Raw genomic sequence first — 15,332 nt, 5'->3', positions numbered from 1 at the left:
CGGAGCACCAGCAAATGGCAAGGCGCTATCGCTGTCATGCTGGATCCAAATCTAGGAGGTTTACCGGAAGTCTGCAACCGCCAACCCAGCAAATTCAGTGACGTTGCGATTCGCGAGCAGGCTCGCTCCCACATTTGATCTGCGTCGATCACATATTCCCCTGTGGGAGCGAGCCTGCTCGCGAATGGCAGCACATCAAATCAGCATAATCTACCCAACAAAAAACCCCGCACATCTCTCAATGTGCGGGGTTTTTCTTCAAGCCTTTGAGCCTTACGGCGCGTACGTCAGCAGCAGCTCTGCGGGCACCTTGAAGTCCAGGGACATCATGACGCTCAACGCAGTGATGGTGAAGATCGAGAACACGAACAGCTTGCGTGCCCAGACCGTGTCATCCACCGCTTTGTAGCCGGTCCAGGCCATGTACAACCAGTACATGCCCATAGCCGCGGCGACGGCGAGGTAGCTCATGCCGGCGTAACCGCTGAAGGTCAGCATCAAGGTCGCTACGAGGAACGCCAGGATGTAGAGCAGGATGTGCTTCTTGGCCACTTGAATCCCACGCTTCACTGGCAACACCGGAATCGATGCGGCCAGGTAATCGTTGAAGCGGAAGATTGCGATGGCGTAGGAATGCGGCATCTGCCACAGGCTGAACATCACCAGCAACGTCAGCGCGGCCATGTCGAAGCTGTTGGTTACGGCAACGTAACCGATCACTGGCGGCATGGCGCCCGACAGACTGCCCACCAGCGTGCCGTGAACCGACTTGCGCTTGAGGTACAGACTGTAGAAGCCGACGTAGATAACGAAGCCGATTACCGCGAACAGGGCAGCCAACGGGTTGGCCACCTTGTACAACAAGGCAACGCCGAGAACACCAAGGATGGTCGCGTAAACCAGTGCCAGTTTCAGGGAGATCAAGCCCTGCACCAGCACCCGGTTCTTGGTGCGTTCCATCTTCAGGTCGATGTCGCGGTCGATGCAGTTGTTGAACACGCAACCGGAGGCAACTACCAGGGATGTACCGATCATGGCAGCCAGAAACACCGCCAGATCGACATGCCCTTTCGAGGCCAGGAAGAACCCGCCTGCCACAGAAAGCACGTTACCGAAAATGATCCCCGGTTTGGTGATTTGGATAAAGTGCTTGAGCGACATCGGGTCTACCTCACTTCGCCATCATGTACGTGTGGATGCTGAACATGATCCACAGCGACAGGCCAACCAGCAGCACAATCACGATCGCGGCGAACACGAAGGCAATCACGTTGTTACGTTGCGCAGCCGAGCGATCCAGGTGCAGGAAGTACACCAGGTGGACAACCACCTGGATCACGGCGAATGCCAGGACGATCATCAAGGTGATCGACTTTGGCAGCGACGGGTACATGACCAGTGCAAACGGGATAGCTGTCAGGATCACCGACAGGATGAAGCCGATCGCGTAGGACTTGACGCTGCCGTGGCTGGCGTCGTCGTGGCTGTCATGGGAGTGTGCGTTAGCCATTACAGGGTCCCCATCAGGTAAACAACGGTGAATACGCAGATCCACACCACGTCCAGGAAGTGCCAGAACAGGCTCAGGCAGCTCAGACGGGTCTTGTTGGTCGCCGTCAGGCCGTGCTTGTTGACCTGGTACATCATGATGCCCATCCAGATCAGACCCGCCGAAACGTGCAGACCGTGGGTACCGACCAAGGTGAAGAACGCCGACAGGAAGCCCGAACGGCTAGGACCGAAGCCCTCGGAGATCAGCAGGTGGAACTCGTTGATCTCCATGGCGATAAAGCCTGCGCCGAGCAGGAAGGTCATGAACAACCAACCCAGAACCTGCTGCTTCTTGCCCTTGTACAACGCCAGCATGGCGAAGCCGTAGGTGATCGAACTGAACAACAGCAGAGCGGTTTCGCCCAGCACGTATGGCAGTTCGAAGATGTCGTGGCCGGCTGGGCCACCGGCAACGTTGTTTACCAGTACCGCGTATACCGCGAAGATCGACGCAAACAGAATGCAGTCGGTCATCAGGTAGAGCCAGAAACCGTATACGGTCATCTCGCCCGAATCGTGGTGATGGTCATCGTGCCCATGTTCACCATGGGCGTGTCCAGCATTGGTCACTAAATTCGACATGGTTTAAGCCTGTTCCAACGAGGTTTCAACACGGGTGGCGGAGGCCGGGATTTTCCCTGCCGCGACCAGACGCTTGTGCTGCTCGGCTTCGATACGTTCGATCGTTTCAACCGGAACCATATAGCCCTGGTCGTCACGTGCAGCGTGGATCACGAAGTAGACGACGGTGCCTACCAGGCTCGCGATCGCCAGCCACCAGATGTGCCAGATCATCGCGAAACCGAACACGGTCAACAGCGCGCCCATCACAACGCCCGTGGCGGTGTTGTTCGGCATGTGGATCGGCTCGTACTTGGCCGGTTGCTGGTACGCAGTACCGTTTTCCTTGGCTTCAGTGAACGGGTCGATGCAGTCAGCTTTTGGCAGCACAGCGAAGTTGTAGAACGGTGGTGGCGACGAGGTCGACCATTCCAGAGTGTGTGCATTCCACGGGTCACCGTGATCGCAAATGTTCTCTGGCTTGTTGCGGTCACGCACACTGACGTACAGCTGAATCAGTTGGCAGGCGATACCGGCAGCGATCATCACCGCACCGAACATGGCAACGTACAGGTACGGTACCCACTCAGGGTTGGTGGTGGCGTTCAGACGACGGGTCATGCCCATGAAGCCCAGTGCATAGAGCGGCATGAAGGCGACGAAGAAGCCCGAGATCCAGAACCAGAATGCTGCTTTACCCCAGCCTTCGTGCAGCTTGAAGCCGAACGCTTTCGGGAAGTAGAAGCCGAAACCTGCGATGTAACCGAATACCGCACCGCCGATGATCACGTTGTGGAAGTGCGCGATCACGAACAGGCTGTTGTGCAGAACGAAGTCAGCACCCGGGATGGCCAGCAGTACGCCGGTCATGCCGCCGATGGCGAAGGTCACCATGAAGCCCAGAGTCCACAGCACCTGGCTGGTGAAGCGCAGACGGCCCTGGTAGATGGTGAACAGCCAGTTGAATAGCTTCACACCCGTCGGGATGGAAATCAGCATCGTCGCCAGACCGAAGAAGGCGTTGACGCTGGCACCCGAACCCATGGTGAAGAAGTGGTGCAGCCAAACCATGAAGCCCAGTACCGAGATCGCGCCCGAGGCGTAGATCATCGAGTGGTGGCCGAACAGTTTCTTGCCGGTGAACGCCGAGATCACTTCCGAGAAAATGCCGAATGCCGGCAGGATCAGGATGTAAACCTCAGGGTGGCCCCAGGCCCAGAACAGGTTGACGTACATCATTGGATTGCCACCAAGTTCATTGGTGAAAATGTGGAAATCCATGTAACGGTCAAGGGTCAGCAGTGCCAGGGTAGCGGTCAGGATCGGGAACGAAGCCACGATCAGAACGTTTGCCCAGGTGCAGGTCCAGGTGAAGATCGGCATGTCCATCAGTTTCATGCCAGGGGTACGCATTTTCAGTACGGTCGCGAGGAAGTTAACCCCCGTTAGCGTCGTACCTAACCCGGATAGCTGTAGCGCCCAGATGTAGTAGTCCATGCCCACGCCAGGGCTGTATTGCAGACCCGACAATGGTGGATAGGCAACCCAACCGGTCTTGGCGAATTCGCCGACGCCCAGGGACAGGTTGATCAGTACTACGCCGGATACCAGCAGCCAGAAGCTCAGGGAGTTCAGGAACGGGAACGCAACGTCACGCGCGCCGATCTGCAGCGGCACTGCAAGGTTCATCAGGCCGGTGAAGAATGGCATCGCCATGAAGATGATCATGATCACACCGTGAGCGGTGAAGATCTGGTCATAGTGTTCAGGTGGCAGGTAGCCAGGCGAACCCTCGGTGGCCATGGCCAACTGGGTACGCATCATGATGGCGTCGGCAAAACCGCGCAGCAGCATGACCATGGCAACGATGATGTACATCACGCCGATTTTCTTGTGGTCTACCGAGGTCAACCACTCGGTCCACAGGTACGTCCACTTCTTGAAGTAGGTGATTGCAGCGAACAGCGCCAGACCACCGAGCGCGATCATGGCGATGGTAATCATCACGATCGGTTCGTGGAATGGGACTGCTTCCCAACTTAATTTACCAAACATCGTTTACTCCTCTGCCCCGGCAGCTGAATGCGAACTCGAGTCAATTTCCGTGGCCGCCACTTCTTTCTCTTTCTTCTCGTGCTTCAGCGGCTTGCCCGGCTTCATACCTTCGTACTTGTCGACGATGATCTGGAACTGGTTCGGCGTGACCGAGGAGTAGAGCTCGACTGGGTTGTTCTGGCTCGGTTTGGCAAGTGCCGCGTATTCAGCTTGATCAAGCTGTTTAGGTGACTTCTTGACTTCACTTACCCAGGCGTCGAAATCTTCCTGAGTGGTGGAGATAGCCTTGAATTTCATACCGGTGAAACCCGCGCCGCTGTAGTTGGCGGAGATACCGTCCATTTCAGCGTTGCGGTCAGCGATCAGGTGCAGCTTGGTCTGCATGCCCGCCATCGCGTAGATCTGGCCGCCCAGACCCGGGATGAAGAACGAGTTCATCACAGCGTCAGAGGTGATCTTGAAGTTGATTGGCGTGTGCGCCGGGAACACGATCTTGTTGACCGTGGCAATGCCTTGTTCCGGGTAGATGAACAGCCACTTCCAGTCCAGCGCGACCACTTCGATGGTCACAGGCTTGACGTCGGACTGGATCGGACGATACGGGTCCAGTTCGTGGGTCGAAATGTAGGTGATGTAACCCAGGGCAATGATGATCAGGACCGGGATGGTCCAGACTGCCACTTCGATTTTGGTCGAGTGCGACCATTTCGGGGTGTAGACGGCGTTCTTGTTCGACGCGCGGTACTTCCAGGCGAACAGGAAGGTCATGACGATAACCGGCACGACGACCAACAGCATCAGCAGGGTCGCGGTGATGATCAGGTTTCGCTGTTCCAGGCCAACCTGGCCCGTTGGATTGAGCAAGGTCATGTTGCAGCCTCCCAGCAACAACGTGCCGAGCAGCGGCACTAGGCCTAGTAATCTGGGGTACCTGTTTTTACTCATCTCACGACCTCTAAAGCAGCTTGCGCAATGCAGTTGGGTTTTGATCGCCAACACTTCACCCTGCCAAGGGTTGGCATTTTCTTTGGATTGAATAAGGGCCGCCCGTCGCGCGTCAGACGCTCGACAAAACCTGGGACAGCGGTCAGTTCTTATTCGAATTCGTGGTCAAAGGCCTTGTTACAGACCAATTCCATTTGGTGCGGAAAGTTGGAAGGCACCGACACCTGGGTGTCTTGGAAGCCTTGCGACTCACTCGACACCCGACTTTCTGCGCAGCGCCTTAATAAAAAGCGTTCCTTAATAAAGGCTGAACAGTGCCGGGAATTCAGTGCGGGCGATTGTAGATAGGTAGCGCCCTATACACCATGTCTTATCCCGAAATAATTTTTATCCGTTCGAGCAACAATCCATCGCCATTTTTGCAAAAGTTCCGCATGTTATCGAAAACATTTCTCAACAAAAACACCAAAAATTGTAGGTGTACCCGCGTCAGTTCAGACAGCTCTGAAGGGTTTTTCCGAAGGCTCGAACAGCGCGAGCCCCGATAACCCAAGGCTTTTGGCCATATGCCAGCGCTTGTTAAAACTGCCTGCTCTGGCACTCGCGTGCTAAAGCCGAAAACCGCCGAAACAGACCAATCCTTTTTTGTAACAACGGCCGATTCCATGTCACTGAAGCGGCCTGCGACACCGCGTGTGTGACAACATGTCGCACACCTGCCGCACCCTGCCTTGCTGTCCGTCACGGTGTTTTCACAAACACTCTGAAATGCAAAACGCCCCGATATGCTGATACGCAAATCGAGGCGTTTTCTGTATCGGCCAGACTGCCGATTAGTTGATTCAGCGCAGTGCTTTTCGGTTACGCGAGGTCAGCAGTGGCACCAGGATCACCACCAGCACGAACGCCATCAGCGCCCACTGGGCCAGCGACAGACCGAGGATCGGCGGATACGGCGTCGAGCAGAAACCGTCGACCTGGAAGCCCAGCGGGAAGATCTTCGCCAGCGGCAGATCATCGACAATCGGCTGCAGCACATCGATGCCGCAGCTCACCGCCGGATAGAACTGGGTGTACACGTGATGCCCGGCCACCGCCGCCCCGGCAATCGCACAAATCACCACCAGCACTTCGAACACGGTGATGCTACGGCGCGTGCGCATGGCCGCGCCGATGAACGCGAACAGCGCGATCAGCAGCAACGCATAGCGCTGCAAGATGCACAGTGGGCACGGCGCTTCGCCGAGCACGATCTGCATGTACAGCGCTCCGCCGATCAGTGCCAGGCAGATGATGCCCAGCAGCACCAGAAAGCGCCGCTCACGTCCCAGTCGAATCGTTTCCTCGCTCATCGCGTTTCCTTTATATGTCCATGGTTCAGCTGGCCGGCGGCTGCGCTTGCAGTTGCGCCATCAAGCTGATGTTGTCTTCGATATGCCAATTGGCCGCGATGCGACCGTTATCAATCTGATAGATATCGGTTGCCCGGAAGTCTACACGCTGGCCCTGCCCTTTGAGAGCCTTGAACGTACCGCTGAAGTGCCCGCGAAAGTGCAGATGCACCACCACGCGATCCCCGGCGATGATCATTTGCTCGATGTCGCAACTCAAGTCCGGCACGGCCGTGCGAAAGAACTTCGACGCCAGCAACGGCCCGGTCGGCCCCTGCACCCGACCTTCGGGGGGCGTCTGGTCGACAAACTGCGGCGACAACGCCGCCGTGGCCAACGCCTCTTCTCCGGAATTCCAGAAACTGCCATAACGCCGTGCTGCCAGTTCCATGGCTTCGACCTGTGCCCTGGGCAGGCTCTGATCAATGATCAGGCTCTGCGGTTTTATCAGGGCAGACTCGGCAGAAGCAAACGGGCTGGCCAGCCAGGCGGCCGAAAGACCGATGACTGCGAAGCTGAAACGACGGACGAAGGTGAGGTGCGACATGGGGGCGATCCTGATCATGTAAACGAACGAGCGCCTATCATCAGCATCGGGGAATAAACGATAAACCGGTTAAGAAACGATTAACCTTTAAACACTTTTTAAGAATCAGCACCGCGTAACGGCCTTCGCGAGCAAGCTCGCTCCCACATTGGATCTGCGTCGAACACAAATCCTGTGGGAGCGAGCTTGCTCGCGAATGAAGATAACTCGGTTCTGGATTACTCCAAAGCAGAAGCCGGCCCAAAGAACTCATAACGGCTCTGCTTCTCCGGTACACCCAGCGCTTTCAAATGCCGCTTGATCGCACCCATGAAGCCCTTCGGCCCAAGGAAGTAAGCATCGACATCACGCTGCTGCGGCAACCACTCGCCCAGCAACTCCTGACTCAACATGCCAACCTGGTCCGCCGCCGGGCTCACGCCGTCATCTTCGGCGTAGCAGTAAAAGCGCTTCAGTTGCGGGTGACGCTTAGCCAGTTCATCAATCCAGTCACGGAACGCATGCACACTGCCATTGCGCGCGCAGTGGATAAAGTGCACTGGCCGCTCGGTTTCCAACGCCGCCTCAAGCATCGCCAGCGTCGGCGTGATACCCACCCCACCGCTGATCAGCACCAACGGCTTGTCACTTGCAGCCAAGGTGAACTCACCCGATGGCGGGAACAGTTGAATGCTCGCGCCAACATGCAGTTGATCGTGCAAGTGGTTGGACGCGCGGCCACCCGGCTCGCGCTTGACGCTGATGCGGTACTGACCGTTGTTCGCCAGTGCCGACAGCGAGTAGTTGCGGCGGATTTCTTCACCGTCGAGGATTAACTTCATGCCGATGTACTGACCCGGTTCGGCCGCGAGGATCGGGCCTTTGTCTGCCGGTTCGAAGTAGAACGAAATGATCTCCGCGCTCTCCTCGACCTTGGCCGCGACGATGAACTCACGCGCCCCGCGCCAGCCGCCGACGGCTTGCTCTTTCTGATCGTAGATGGCGGTTTCGGCGCCGATCAGAATGTCCGCCAATTGGCCATACGCCGCACCCCAAGCGCTCATCACTTCCGGTGTGGCGATCTCTTCGCCGAGCACTTCGGAAATCGCCCGCAGCAGGCAAGCGCCGACAATCGGGTAATGTTCCGGGAGGATCTGCAGGGCGACGTGCTTGTTGATGATCTTCGCCACCAGATCGCCCAACTGGTCGAGCTGATCGATGTGCCGCGCGTACATCAATACACCGTTGGCCAAGGCACGAGGCTGGTCACCGCTGGCCTGGTGAGCCTGGTTGAACAGCGGGCGAACTTCCGGGTATTCAGAGAGCATCATGCGGTAGAAGTGGGTGATCAGCGCTTCACCGCCGCTTTCCAGCAGAGGCACGGTGGATTTGACGATGGCACGATCCTGGACGCTAAGCATAAGAATGACTCCTGAGCTTTCTTGAAAAGTTGCCTTAGGGTTATCAGATTTCGTGCCAACTTATTTATTTATATAAATCAATGAGTTGAGAATACAGTAGTCATAACGACTCAAAGACCTTTATAGTCATCCCGACTACATCTTGTCTCTTTGACTACAAGACCATGACTGCCAAATCCCTGCTTACCGCCCTGCTGCCCCTCGTCGCCGACCTGTCCCGCGAACTGCCCGAGGGCGAGCGTTACCGACGCCTGCTCGAAGCCATGCGCGCCCTGCTGCCCTGCGATGCGGCGGCGTTGTTGCGTCTCGACGGCGAATCGCTGGTGCCGCTGGCGGTGGACGGTTTGAGCGCCGACACCCTCGGCAGACGCTTCAAGGTCAGCGAGCATCCGCGTTTCGAAATTCTACTGAGCGGTGCCGGACCCACGCGGTTCGCCGCCGACAGCGACTTGCCCGATCCTTATGACGGTTTGGTCGACGGCCTCGACGAGCATCTGGAAGTTCACGATTGCCTCGGCTGTCCTTTATTCGTCGATGAAAAGATCTGGGGCTTGATCACCCTCGACGCCCTCGACCCCGAGCGTTTCGAGCCGATCGAGCTCGACGCCTTGCAAGCCTTCGCCAGCCTCGCCTCGGCAACGGTCAATGCCGCCGAACGCATCGAGCGACTGGCCAATCGCGCAGAAGACGAACATCAACGCGCCGAGGTTTACCGTCAAGCCAGCGGCCAGCAGAACCGCGAAATGATCGGCCAAAGCAAGGCGCTGAAAAAACTGGTTGAGGAAATCAATCTGGTCGGCGGCAGCGATCTGACCGTGTTGATCACCGGCGAAACCGGGGTCGGCAAAGAGCTGGTCGCCCAAGCAATCCACGCCGCCTCACCGCGCGCTGACAAACCGATCATCAGCCTCAACTGCGCCGCGCTGCCGGATACGCTGGTCGAAAGCGAACTGTTCGGTCATGTGCGCGGCGCCTTCACCGGCGCCACCAGCGACCGGCGTGGCAAGTTCGAACTAGCCAATGGCGGCACGCTGTTTCTCGATGAAGTCGGCGAGCTGTCGCTGACCGTGCAGGCAAAATTGCTGCGCGTCTTGCAGAGCGGTCAGTTACAGCGTTTGGGCTCGGACAAGGAGCATCAGGTTGATGTGCGCCTGATCGCCGCGACCAACCGCGACCTGGCCGAAGAAGTGCGCAGCGGTCGCTATCGTGCTGACTTCTATCATCGCCTCAGTGTGTACCCGCTGCGCGTGCCCGCCCTGCGTGATCGCGGCCGCGATGTGTTGTTGCTCAGCGGCTTCTTCCTCGAACAGAACCGTTCGCGCATGGGCCTCAACAGCCTGCGCCTGAACAGCGACGCTCAGGAAGCGCTGCTCGCCTACACTTGGCCGGGCAACGTGCGTGAACTGGAGCATTTGATCGGACGCAGTGCGTTGAAGGCGCTGGGCAACTGCAAGGTGCGGCCGAAGATTCTGAGTTTGAGCGCGGCGGATCTGGATTTGCCGCACGAGGTTGTGGATAACTCGGTTGAGCCGGTGGCCGGCGTCGTGGCGGAGATGCCGCTGATCAGTGGGGATTTGCGCAGTGCGACCGAGCAATACCAACGGCGCTTGATCAGTGCGGCGCTGGAGCGTAATCAGGATAACTGGGCGAGCGCGGCACGGGAGTTGGGGCTGGATAGAGCGAACTTGGGCCGCATGGCTAAACGTCTGGGCATGAAAGGCTAAAAGCACCCTCACCCTAGCCCTCTCCCGGAGGGAGAGGGGACCTACCCGGGGATGCTTAAGAAACACGCCGACCTGAATCTGCTTTACCGAATCCATAATCGACTCGGTCGTTCAGGTCGATGTAAAGCGCCAGACACCTCCGTCGGCCCCCTCTACCTCTGGGAGAGGGCTGGGGTGAGGGGCAGTGATCGAGAGAACAGCGATCAACTCAAGCCGACTACCCGACAACTAACCTAAAGCCCACCCCTTTAACGCCGATAACCCGGCATCAATAGTTTCTGGCGATTTCCACCCTCGCCCACCACCTTTCCACAGAAGGTTCATATGTCCTCCACCAAAGCCCGCGCAGACTCACTTTCGCTTCTGCTGTTTACCTTGCGCAGCGGCAAGTTGATGGCGATCAACCTGCTGAAAGTCAGTGAAATCATCCCCTGCCCGCCGCTGACCAAGCTGCCGGAATCGCACCCGCACGTGAAAGGCATCGCCACCCTGCGCGGTGCTTCGCTGTCGGTCATCGACCTCAGCCGCGCCATCGGTGAACGTCCGCTGGAAGACCCGAACGGCGGCTGCCTGATCGTTACCGACGTCAGCCGTTCGAAGCAGGGCCTGCACGTGCAGGCGGTGAGCAAAATCGTCCATTGCCTGACCACCGACATCAAACCGCCGCCGTTCGGCTCCGGCGGTTCGCGCGCCTACATCACCGGCGTGACCTCGGTGGACGGCACGCTGGTGCAGGTACTGGATATCGAAAAGGTTATCCACAGCATCGCCCCGGCTCAGATCGAAATGGCCCCGACCGACCTGAGCATGGAAGACGCTGATGTGCTCGGCAACGCACGCATTCTGGTGGTCGACGACAGCCAGGTGGCGCTGCAACAATCGGTGCATACACTGCGCAATCTCGGCCTGCAATGCCACACCGCACGCAGCGCCAAGGAAGCCATCGACTGCCTGCTCGACCTGCAAGGCACCGCGCAGCAGATCAACCTGATCGTCTCCGACATCGAAATGTCCGAAATGGACGGCTATGCATTCACCCGTACCCTGCGCGAGACCCCGGACTTCGCCCATTTGTACGTGCTGCTGCACACCTCGCTCGACAGTGCGATGAACAGCGAGAAAGCGCGGCTGGCCGGGGCGAACGGCGTGCTGACCAAGTTCTCCTCGCCGGAACTGACCCACTGCCTGATCGAAGCGGCCAAGCACGTCGCCGCCCACGGGCACTGAGTCTTGGCCGAGAGATATTGTTTTTTGATGCGGCGCGATCTTGGCAAAGACGCGCCGGTTGCTCTTGTGCCTCAAGGTATTGAACTGTGCACGTACTCCGCCGAACTGGCGCCGGACGTGCATCATTTGATGCAACTCGGCTACCGCGAAGGCGGCGGTCGGGTGCCGGCGCTGGACGCTTGGCAGCAGCAATTCGAGACCGATCCCGAATACGATCCGTCGCTGTGCTTTATTGCCCACGATGCCGAAGGCGTGGTCGGTGTGGCGCAATGCTGGACCAGCGCCTATATCAAGAATCTGGTGGTGCATCCGCGCATGCAGGGCCGAGGACTGGGCCGGGCGTTGTTGTTCAAGGCATTCAAGGTGTTTCAGCAACGGCGCGAAGGGTTTGTTGATCTGAAGGTGCTGGAAGACAACCGGCGGGCGCAGCGGTTGTATGAAAGTGCCGGGATGTACGTAGTCCGCCGCGAGCTGGTGCCGGACTGATTAAAGTCAAAAGATCGCAGCCTTCGGCAGCTCCTACAGGGAACCGCATATCCATGTAGGAGCTGCCGAAGGCTGCGATCTTTTAGCGGTGTCCCAGGCAACAAAACTCTTTAGGCACACTCCAACCTTGGCCACCCACGACCAAGGATGCCCCCATGAAAGCCATCACCTTAAGCCTGCTCTGCCTCACCGCCCTCGCCTCTCAAACCCACGCCTCCAGCCCCGACGCCTGGGCCGCCTACGACAAAACCGTACTCGCCAGTTGCACCAAAGCCAGCGGCCTGAAAAACGCCAAACCGGTCGGCACGCCCGCACAATTCGATGACCGCGTCGGCTACACCGCCGTGTTGCTGCAAGGCCAATACCCGCAAAAACACATGAAAGGCCAGCAAGGCAGCGAGCTGTGTCTGTACAACAAACAGTCGAAAACCGCCTTCGTCACCGAGTGGGACTCGATCCGCCCAACCGGCAAAACCCGCTGAGTGGCGCATAATTTGCTTCGATCGGCGTCTGTGCGGTGGTTTTCCGCCACCGTTTCACACCCTGATTGAAGACAGATCGCTCAATGAACACGACGTTTTCCTGCGTAGGCTGCGGCAAATGCTGCACCGATCACCATGTCCCGCTGACCCTGGCCGAAGCCCGCATGTGGGCGGCGGATGGCGGTCAAGTGATCGTGTTGGTCGAGGCTTTTCTTGGTAATGGCCTGGGTTTGCCGGCGCAGCAGCGTGAACATGCCGAACGGCGTTCAGCGGTCGTTCGCAGCGGCGCGACAGACGCCCATGTGGCGATCACTTTCGCCGCGTACAACGTCGGCCCCTGTCGGAATCTTGACGAAGACAAGCTGTGCCGGATCTACGAGCGGCGGCCGTTGGTGTGTCGCATTTATCCGGCGGAAATCAACCCGCATATCCCGCTCAACCCTGCCGCCAAGGATTGCCCGCCGGAGTCCTGGCAACAGGGGCCGGTGTTGATTGCCGGCGGTGAGTTGGCGGATCAGGAACTGGTGGAGTTGATTCAGCGCTCGCGCCAGGCGGATCGGGATGACATCGGCATCAAGGATGCGATCTGCGCGATGCTCGGAATTCGCACTACGGCGCTGAAGGGTGACGGGTTTACTGCGTACTTGCCGAATATGAGCGCTTTTGCTTCGGTGATTGATCAGGTGACCGCGCAACCGCTGACGAAGGCACCGAGTGAGTGGGTGTTTCATTTGTCTGGGGATGATGTTGCCGGACAAGTGTTGGCGGCCGGGGCGCAGGTGGTGACTGAGCCGGCGCAGACGTATGCGTTCATTTCGCTGCGGGCGGCTTGATCGGGGTTTTGCAGAGGTCGAACCGGCCTCATCGTTAGCACGCTAGCTCCCACAGGTATCTCGGGCGTTCACATAATTTGTGTACGACACAGAACCCTGTGGGAGCTGGCTTGCCAGCGAAAGGTCCGGCACGGGCAATATCAATCGCCACGTTGAACGCAGGCGGGATTAAAACTCAGCGCTTGCCCATCGAACGACGGGTGCCCGGCGGCGCCATGCCAGGGGTCTTGGTGTGGCCATTCTTGGCGCCGTTCTTGTACCACGGCTGGTTCGAGCCTTTGGCTGAGGCCAGTTCGCCCGGTTTGAACGGGAACTTGAACGCCGGGATATCGGCTTTGGTATCGCTGGTGTCGGCCAGTTCAGCCGGGACATCGCTCACAGCGTCGTCAACCGGCGGCAGGGTCGGGGAAGTCATAAAAGCTCCGGAAAGCAAAAAGTCGGGCCCGATCAGTGAGCCGCGAAGGCGCGCAGTATACCTGTGCGCCAAGGTTGGGCACCTGAAGATTTGCAGCGCACGCCGAACGGTTTACAGGTAACTGATGATGACGATGCCTTTGTCGGTCGAGGTTTTCAGCGCTTCGTAGCGCATGGCAATCGGCAGCGCCTGATGACTGCAGGCGTTGCGCTCAGTGTCGACATCGACTTTCACGCCGGGCTTGATTTCGATCTGGCGAGACTCACGAGACGCAAACGCCCCGACCGGTCCGACCTGACAGCCAGAATCAACGATTTGCCCGGTGAAGCGGATCTCACCGGATTGACTGGCCGGCGCGGCGAAGGCTGTGAGTGGAAGCAAGAGGAGCACATACGGCAGAGCGGTTTTCAGCTTCATTTCAAGACACTCCCGGGGTGAGCGGCCCAGAGGACCCGGGCTACACAATGTTTATCCGCGTGCAGGGACGGATCTTGAGAAGCGTAGTGGGCAAATAAGTCCCTGATTGGGACTGATCGATCCCTTTTTGGGACTGCTCAACAAAAAATGGCCGTTAGAGATGTGCTGCCCAGTCAGACGCCTTCGCGAGCAGGCTCGCTCCCACAGGTGGACTGCGTTTCAAACGGTGGGAGCGAGCCTGCTCGCGAAGAACGATGACGCGGTGTTGAGACGGATTACGTCTGCGGATCAACCCGATCCAGCGCCCGGTTTACCGCCAGCTCGGCGAGCATGACGATCTGCTGGATCGCCAGCGCCGTACTGCGCTGCGGGCGACTGAGCTGGTCGGCCAGATCACCGGCCATGACATTGGCTGAAGCCAGCGATTCGCAGGCGTGGGCGAGCAGGCTTTCGGTGTCGATGTTCGGGTGGATGAGGAACATCGTACTGGGCTGACGCGGCTTGACCGGTTCGGGGCAGAGGTAGAAATCGAGAGCGCGCTTGATGGCTTCGCGGGTTTTGATCTGGTCGTCGGCGCGGATGGCGTCTTCGAGTGGGGTTGTGGGATCGATGGGTGGATCTGGTACGGGCTTAGTCATGAAAATGTTCCTAATCAAAAGCCAACACATGCCGTTTCTCACGCGGCGGAGTGGTGGCAGCTATGTGCGGAGTGAGAAACCGGTAGGAACAAGCCCGGCCGAACCGAAGTTCGCCCGCACACAGCCGCCATAAAAATTGCAGGGCAGCAAATAGCCGGCGGCAATTATGGTGGTACTGGTGTTGGATTAACAGTTCCTACGGGCTCTCACACCCGATCGCCGAGTTTTCGGCGACAACCCAAGACTAGAGAGCGCACGTCCGACGGACAACCTGAAAACCTTGTGGGAAGGTTCTGGTTATTTGACACAAATTTAAACAGCCAAAAGCCAACCCTCACCCTAGCCCTCTCCCAGAGGGAGAGGGGACTGACCGAGTCGTTTGGGAGAGTTACGCCGACGTGCGATTGCCGCGTTGAACTCAGATTTTGAAACAGATCAAAAACCCCTCACCCTAACCCTCTCCCAGAGGGAGAGGGGACTGACCGAGGTGTTTGGGAGAGGTACGCCGACGTGCGATACCGCGTTGAACGCAAACCAAAGCCGAACACCCGCTCTTCACCACTCAATAGGCCGAGTGTCAGCTCGCCTGCTCTTGATCTTGATCCACGGGCGACGTCGGAAGGCTGAGTGGAGGGATTGATCCGGGGGTGGGAGCGCAGC

The 15,332-nt window shown here is 58.2% G+C and carries 16 protein-coding genes; 5 read left to right on the top strand and 11 right to left on the bottom strand.

Annotation, left to right across the window (positions count from 1 at the left end):
* Positions 1 to 273: 273 nt before the first annotated feature.
* The 8 genes from cyoE to hmpA all read right to left on the bottom strand — a co-directional run bounded on the left by cyoE (position 274) and on the right by hmpA (position 8,450).
* On the bottom strand, positions 274 to 1,161 hold the full coding sequence (cyoE, locus tag FGA82_RS31130) for a heme o synthase (protein WP_053123579.1): 888 nt from the start codon (positions 1,159 to 1,161) through the stop codon (positions 274 to 276).
* A 10-nt stretch (positions 1,162 to 1,171) separates the two neighbouring features.
* A complete protein-coding gene (cyoD, locus tag FGA82_RS31125; protein WP_129395409.1) occupies positions 1,172 to 1,510 on the bottom strand; it encodes a cytochrome o ubiquinol oxidase subunit IV in 339 nt (112 codons plus the stop codon).
* The gene (gene cyoC / locus FGA82_RS31120) at positions 1,510 to 2,133 is read right to left on the bottom strand and encodes a cytochrome o ubiquinol oxidase subunit III (protein WP_129395410.1); all 624 of its coding nucleotides are present in this window, start codon (positions 2,131 to 2,133) and stop codon (positions 1,510 to 1,512) included. The genes cyoD and cyoC overlap by 1 nt, the downstream gene beginning before the upstream one ends.
* Positions 2,134 to 2,136: 3 nt before the next feature.
* Positions 2,137 to 4,167, bottom strand: a complete 2,031-nt coding sequence (gene cyoB / locus FGA82_RS31115; protein ID WP_129395411.1) for a cytochrome o ubiquinol oxidase subunit I — start codon at positions 4,165 to 4,167, stop codon at positions 2,137 to 2,139.
* 3 nt (positions 4,168 to 4,170) lie between these two features.
* Complete coding sequence (gene cyoA / locus FGA82_RS31110) at positions 4,171 to 5,112, bottom strand: ubiquinol oxidase subunit II (RefSeq protein WP_007916947.1); 942 nt, start codon at positions 5,110 to 5,112, stop codon at positions 4,171 to 4,173.
* Between the two features lie 842 nt (positions 5,113 to 5,954).
* The gene (locus FGA82_RS31100; protein ID WP_141130053.1) at positions 5,955 to 6,464 is read right to left on the bottom strand and encodes a disulfide bond formation protein B; all 510 of its coding nucleotides are present in this window, start codon (positions 6,462 to 6,464) and stop codon (positions 5,955 to 5,957) included.
* A gap of 25 nt (positions 6,465 to 6,489) precedes the next feature.
* Positions 6,490 to 7,050 carry an ester cyclase gene (locus FGA82_RS31095; protein ID WP_141130052.1) on the bottom strand — a complete coding sequence of 187 codons (561 nt, stop codon included), beginning with the start codon at positions 7,048 to 7,050 and terminating at the stop codon, positions 6,490 to 6,492.
* 218 nt (positions 7,051 to 7,268) lie between these two features.
* The gene (hmpA, locus tag FGA82_RS31090; protein ID WP_141130051.1) at positions 7,269 to 8,450 is read right to left on the bottom strand and encodes an NO-inducible flavohemoprotein; all 1,182 of its coding nucleotides are present in this window, start codon (positions 8,448 to 8,450) and stop codon (positions 7,269 to 7,271) included.
* Positions 8,451 to 8,614: 164 nt separating this feature from the next.
* Between hmpA and norR the strand changes: the two genes are divergently transcribed.
* The 5 genes from norR to FGA82_RS31065 all read left to right on the top strand — a co-directional run bounded on the left by norR (position 8,615) and on the right by FGA82_RS31065 (position 13,202).
* A complete protein-coding gene (norR, locus tag FGA82_RS31085) occupies positions 8,615 to 10,174 on the top strand; it encodes a nitric oxide reductase transcriptional regulator NorR (protein ID WP_141130050.1) in 1,560 nt (519 codons plus the stop codon).
* A gap of 324 nt (positions 10,175 to 10,498) precedes the next feature.
* The gene (locus FGA82_RS31080) at positions 10,499 to 11,401 is read left to right on the top strand and encodes a chemotaxis protein CheV (protein ID WP_007916955.1); all 903 of its coding nucleotides are present in this window, start codon (positions 10,499 to 10,501) and stop codon (positions 11,399 to 11,401) included.
* A gap of 27 nt (positions 11,402 to 11,428) precedes the next feature.
* Positions 11,429 to 11,887: a GNAT family N-acetyltransferase gene (locus FGA82_RS31075; protein ID WP_141130049.1), complete on the top strand. Its 459-nt coding sequence runs from the start codon at positions 11,429 to 11,431 to the stop codon at positions 11,885 to 11,887.
* A 155-nt stretch (positions 11,888 to 12,042) separates the two neighbouring features.
* Positions 12,043 to 12,369, top strand: a complete 327-nt coding sequence (locus FGA82_RS31070) for a hypothetical protein (RefSeq protein ID WP_141130048.1) — start codon at positions 12,043 to 12,045, stop codon at positions 12,367 to 12,369.
* A gap of 83 nt (positions 12,370 to 12,452) precedes the next feature.
* Positions 12,453 to 13,202: a YkgJ family cysteine cluster protein gene (locus FGA82_RS31065; RefSeq protein WP_141130047.1), complete on the top strand. Its 750-nt coding sequence runs from the start codon at positions 12,453 to 12,455 to the stop codon at positions 13,200 to 13,202.
* 175 nt (positions 13,203 to 13,377) lie between these two features.
* Here FGA82_RS31065 and FGA82_RS31060 read toward each other — a convergent pair whose 3' ends face one another.
* The 3 genes from FGA82_RS31060 to FGA82_RS31050 form a co-directional block, all read right to left on the bottom strand.
* Positions 13,378 to 13,617 carry a hypothetical protein gene (locus FGA82_RS31060; protein ID WP_102901568.1) on the bottom strand — a complete coding sequence of 80 codons (240 nt, stop codon included), beginning with the start codon at positions 13,615 to 13,617 and terminating at the stop codon, positions 13,378 to 13,380.
* Between the two features lie 111 nt (positions 13,618 to 13,728).
* Complete coding sequence (locus tag FGA82_RS31055; RefSeq protein WP_141130046.1) at positions 13,729 to 14,034, bottom strand: type 1 fimbrial protein; 306 nt, start codon at positions 14,032 to 14,034, stop codon at positions 13,729 to 13,731.
* Between the two features lie 275 nt (positions 14,035 to 14,309).
* Positions 14,310 to 14,672 carry a DUF6124 family protein gene (locus FGA82_RS31050; RefSeq protein ID WP_016985602.1) on the bottom strand — a complete coding sequence of 121 codons (363 nt, stop codon included), beginning with the start codon at positions 14,670 to 14,672 and terminating at the stop codon, positions 14,310 to 14,312.
* Positions 14,673 to 15,332: the final 660 nt, after the last annotated feature.

This window comes from Pseudomonas fluorescens (genome assembly GCF_005938625.1).
In the GTDB taxonomy this organism is placed as follows: domain Bacteria; phylum Pseudomonadota; class Gammaproteobacteria; order Pseudomonadales; family Pseudomonadaceae; genus Aquipseudomonas; species Aquipseudomonas fluorescens_BD.
This window is presented reverse-complemented; position numbering and strand designations above follow the sequence as displayed.

What these genes read in the sequence shown, in the direction of transcription:
- FGA82_RS31050 (WP_016985602.1), bottom strand. Translation starts at nt 14,672, where the DNA reads ATGACTAAGCCCGTACCAGATCCACCCATCGATCCCACAACCCCACTC.
- FGA82_RS31065 (WP_141130047.1), top strand. Translation starts at nt 12,453, where the DNA reads ATGAACACGACGTTTTCCTGCGTAGGCTGCGGCAAATGCTGCACCGAT.
- FGA82_RS31080 (WP_007916955.1), top strand. Translation starts at nt 10,499, where the DNA reads ATGTCCTCCACCAAAGCCCGCGCAGACTCACTTTCGCTTCTGCTGTTT.
- cyoB (WP_129395411.1), bottom strand. Translation starts at nt 4,167, where the DNA reads ATGTTTGGTAAATTAAGTTGGGAAGCAGTCCCATTCCACGAACCGATC.
- cyoC (WP_129395410.1), bottom strand. Translation starts at nt 2,133, where the DNA reads ATGTCGAATTTAGTGACCAATGCTGGACACGCCCATGGTGAACATGGG.
- FGA82_RS31055 (WP_141130046.1), bottom strand. Translation starts at nt 14,034, where the DNA reads ATGAAGCTGAAAACCGCTCTGCCGTATGTGCTCCTCTTGCTTCCACTC.
- cyoD (WP_129395409.1), bottom strand. Translation starts at nt 1,510, where the DNA reads ATGGCTAACGCACACTCCCATGACAGCCACGACGACGCCAGCCACGGC.
- norR (WP_141130050.1), top strand. Translation starts at nt 8,615, where the DNA reads ATGACTGCCAAATCCCTGCTTACCGCCCTGCTGCCCCTCGTCGCCGAC.
- cyoA (WP_007916947.1), bottom strand. Translation starts at nt 5,112, where the DNA reads ATGAGTAAAAACAGGTACCCCAGATTACTAGGCCTAGTGCCGCTGCTC.
- hmpA (WP_141130051.1), bottom strand. Translation starts at nt 8,450, where the DNA reads ATGCTTAGCGTCCAGGATCGTGCCATCGTCAAATCCACCGTGCCTCTG.
- FGA82_RS31070 (WP_141130048.1), top strand. Translation starts at nt 12,043, where the DNA reads ATGAAAGCCATCACCTTAAGCCTGCTCTGCCTCACCGCCCTCGCCTCT.
- FGA82_RS31095 (WP_141130052.1), bottom strand. Translation starts at nt 7,050, where the DNA reads ATGTCGCACCTCACCTTCGTCCGTCGTTTCAGCTTCGCAGTCATCGGT.
- FGA82_RS31075 (WP_141130049.1), top strand. Translation starts at nt 11,429, where the DNA reads ATGCGGCGCGATCTTGGCAAAGACGCGCCGGTTGCTCTTGTGCCTCAA.
- FGA82_RS31060 (WP_102901568.1), bottom strand. Translation starts at nt 13,617, where the DNA reads ATGACTTCCCCGACCCTGCCGCCGGTTGACGACGCTGTGAGCGATGTC.
- FGA82_RS31100 (WP_141130053.1), bottom strand. Translation starts at nt 6,464, where the DNA reads ATGAGCGAGGAAACGATTCGACTGGGACGTGAGCGGCGCTTTCTGGTG.
- cyoE (WP_053123579.1), bottom strand. Translation starts at nt 1,161, where the DNA reads ATGTCGCTCAAGCACTTTATCCAAATCACCAAACCGGGGATCATTTTC.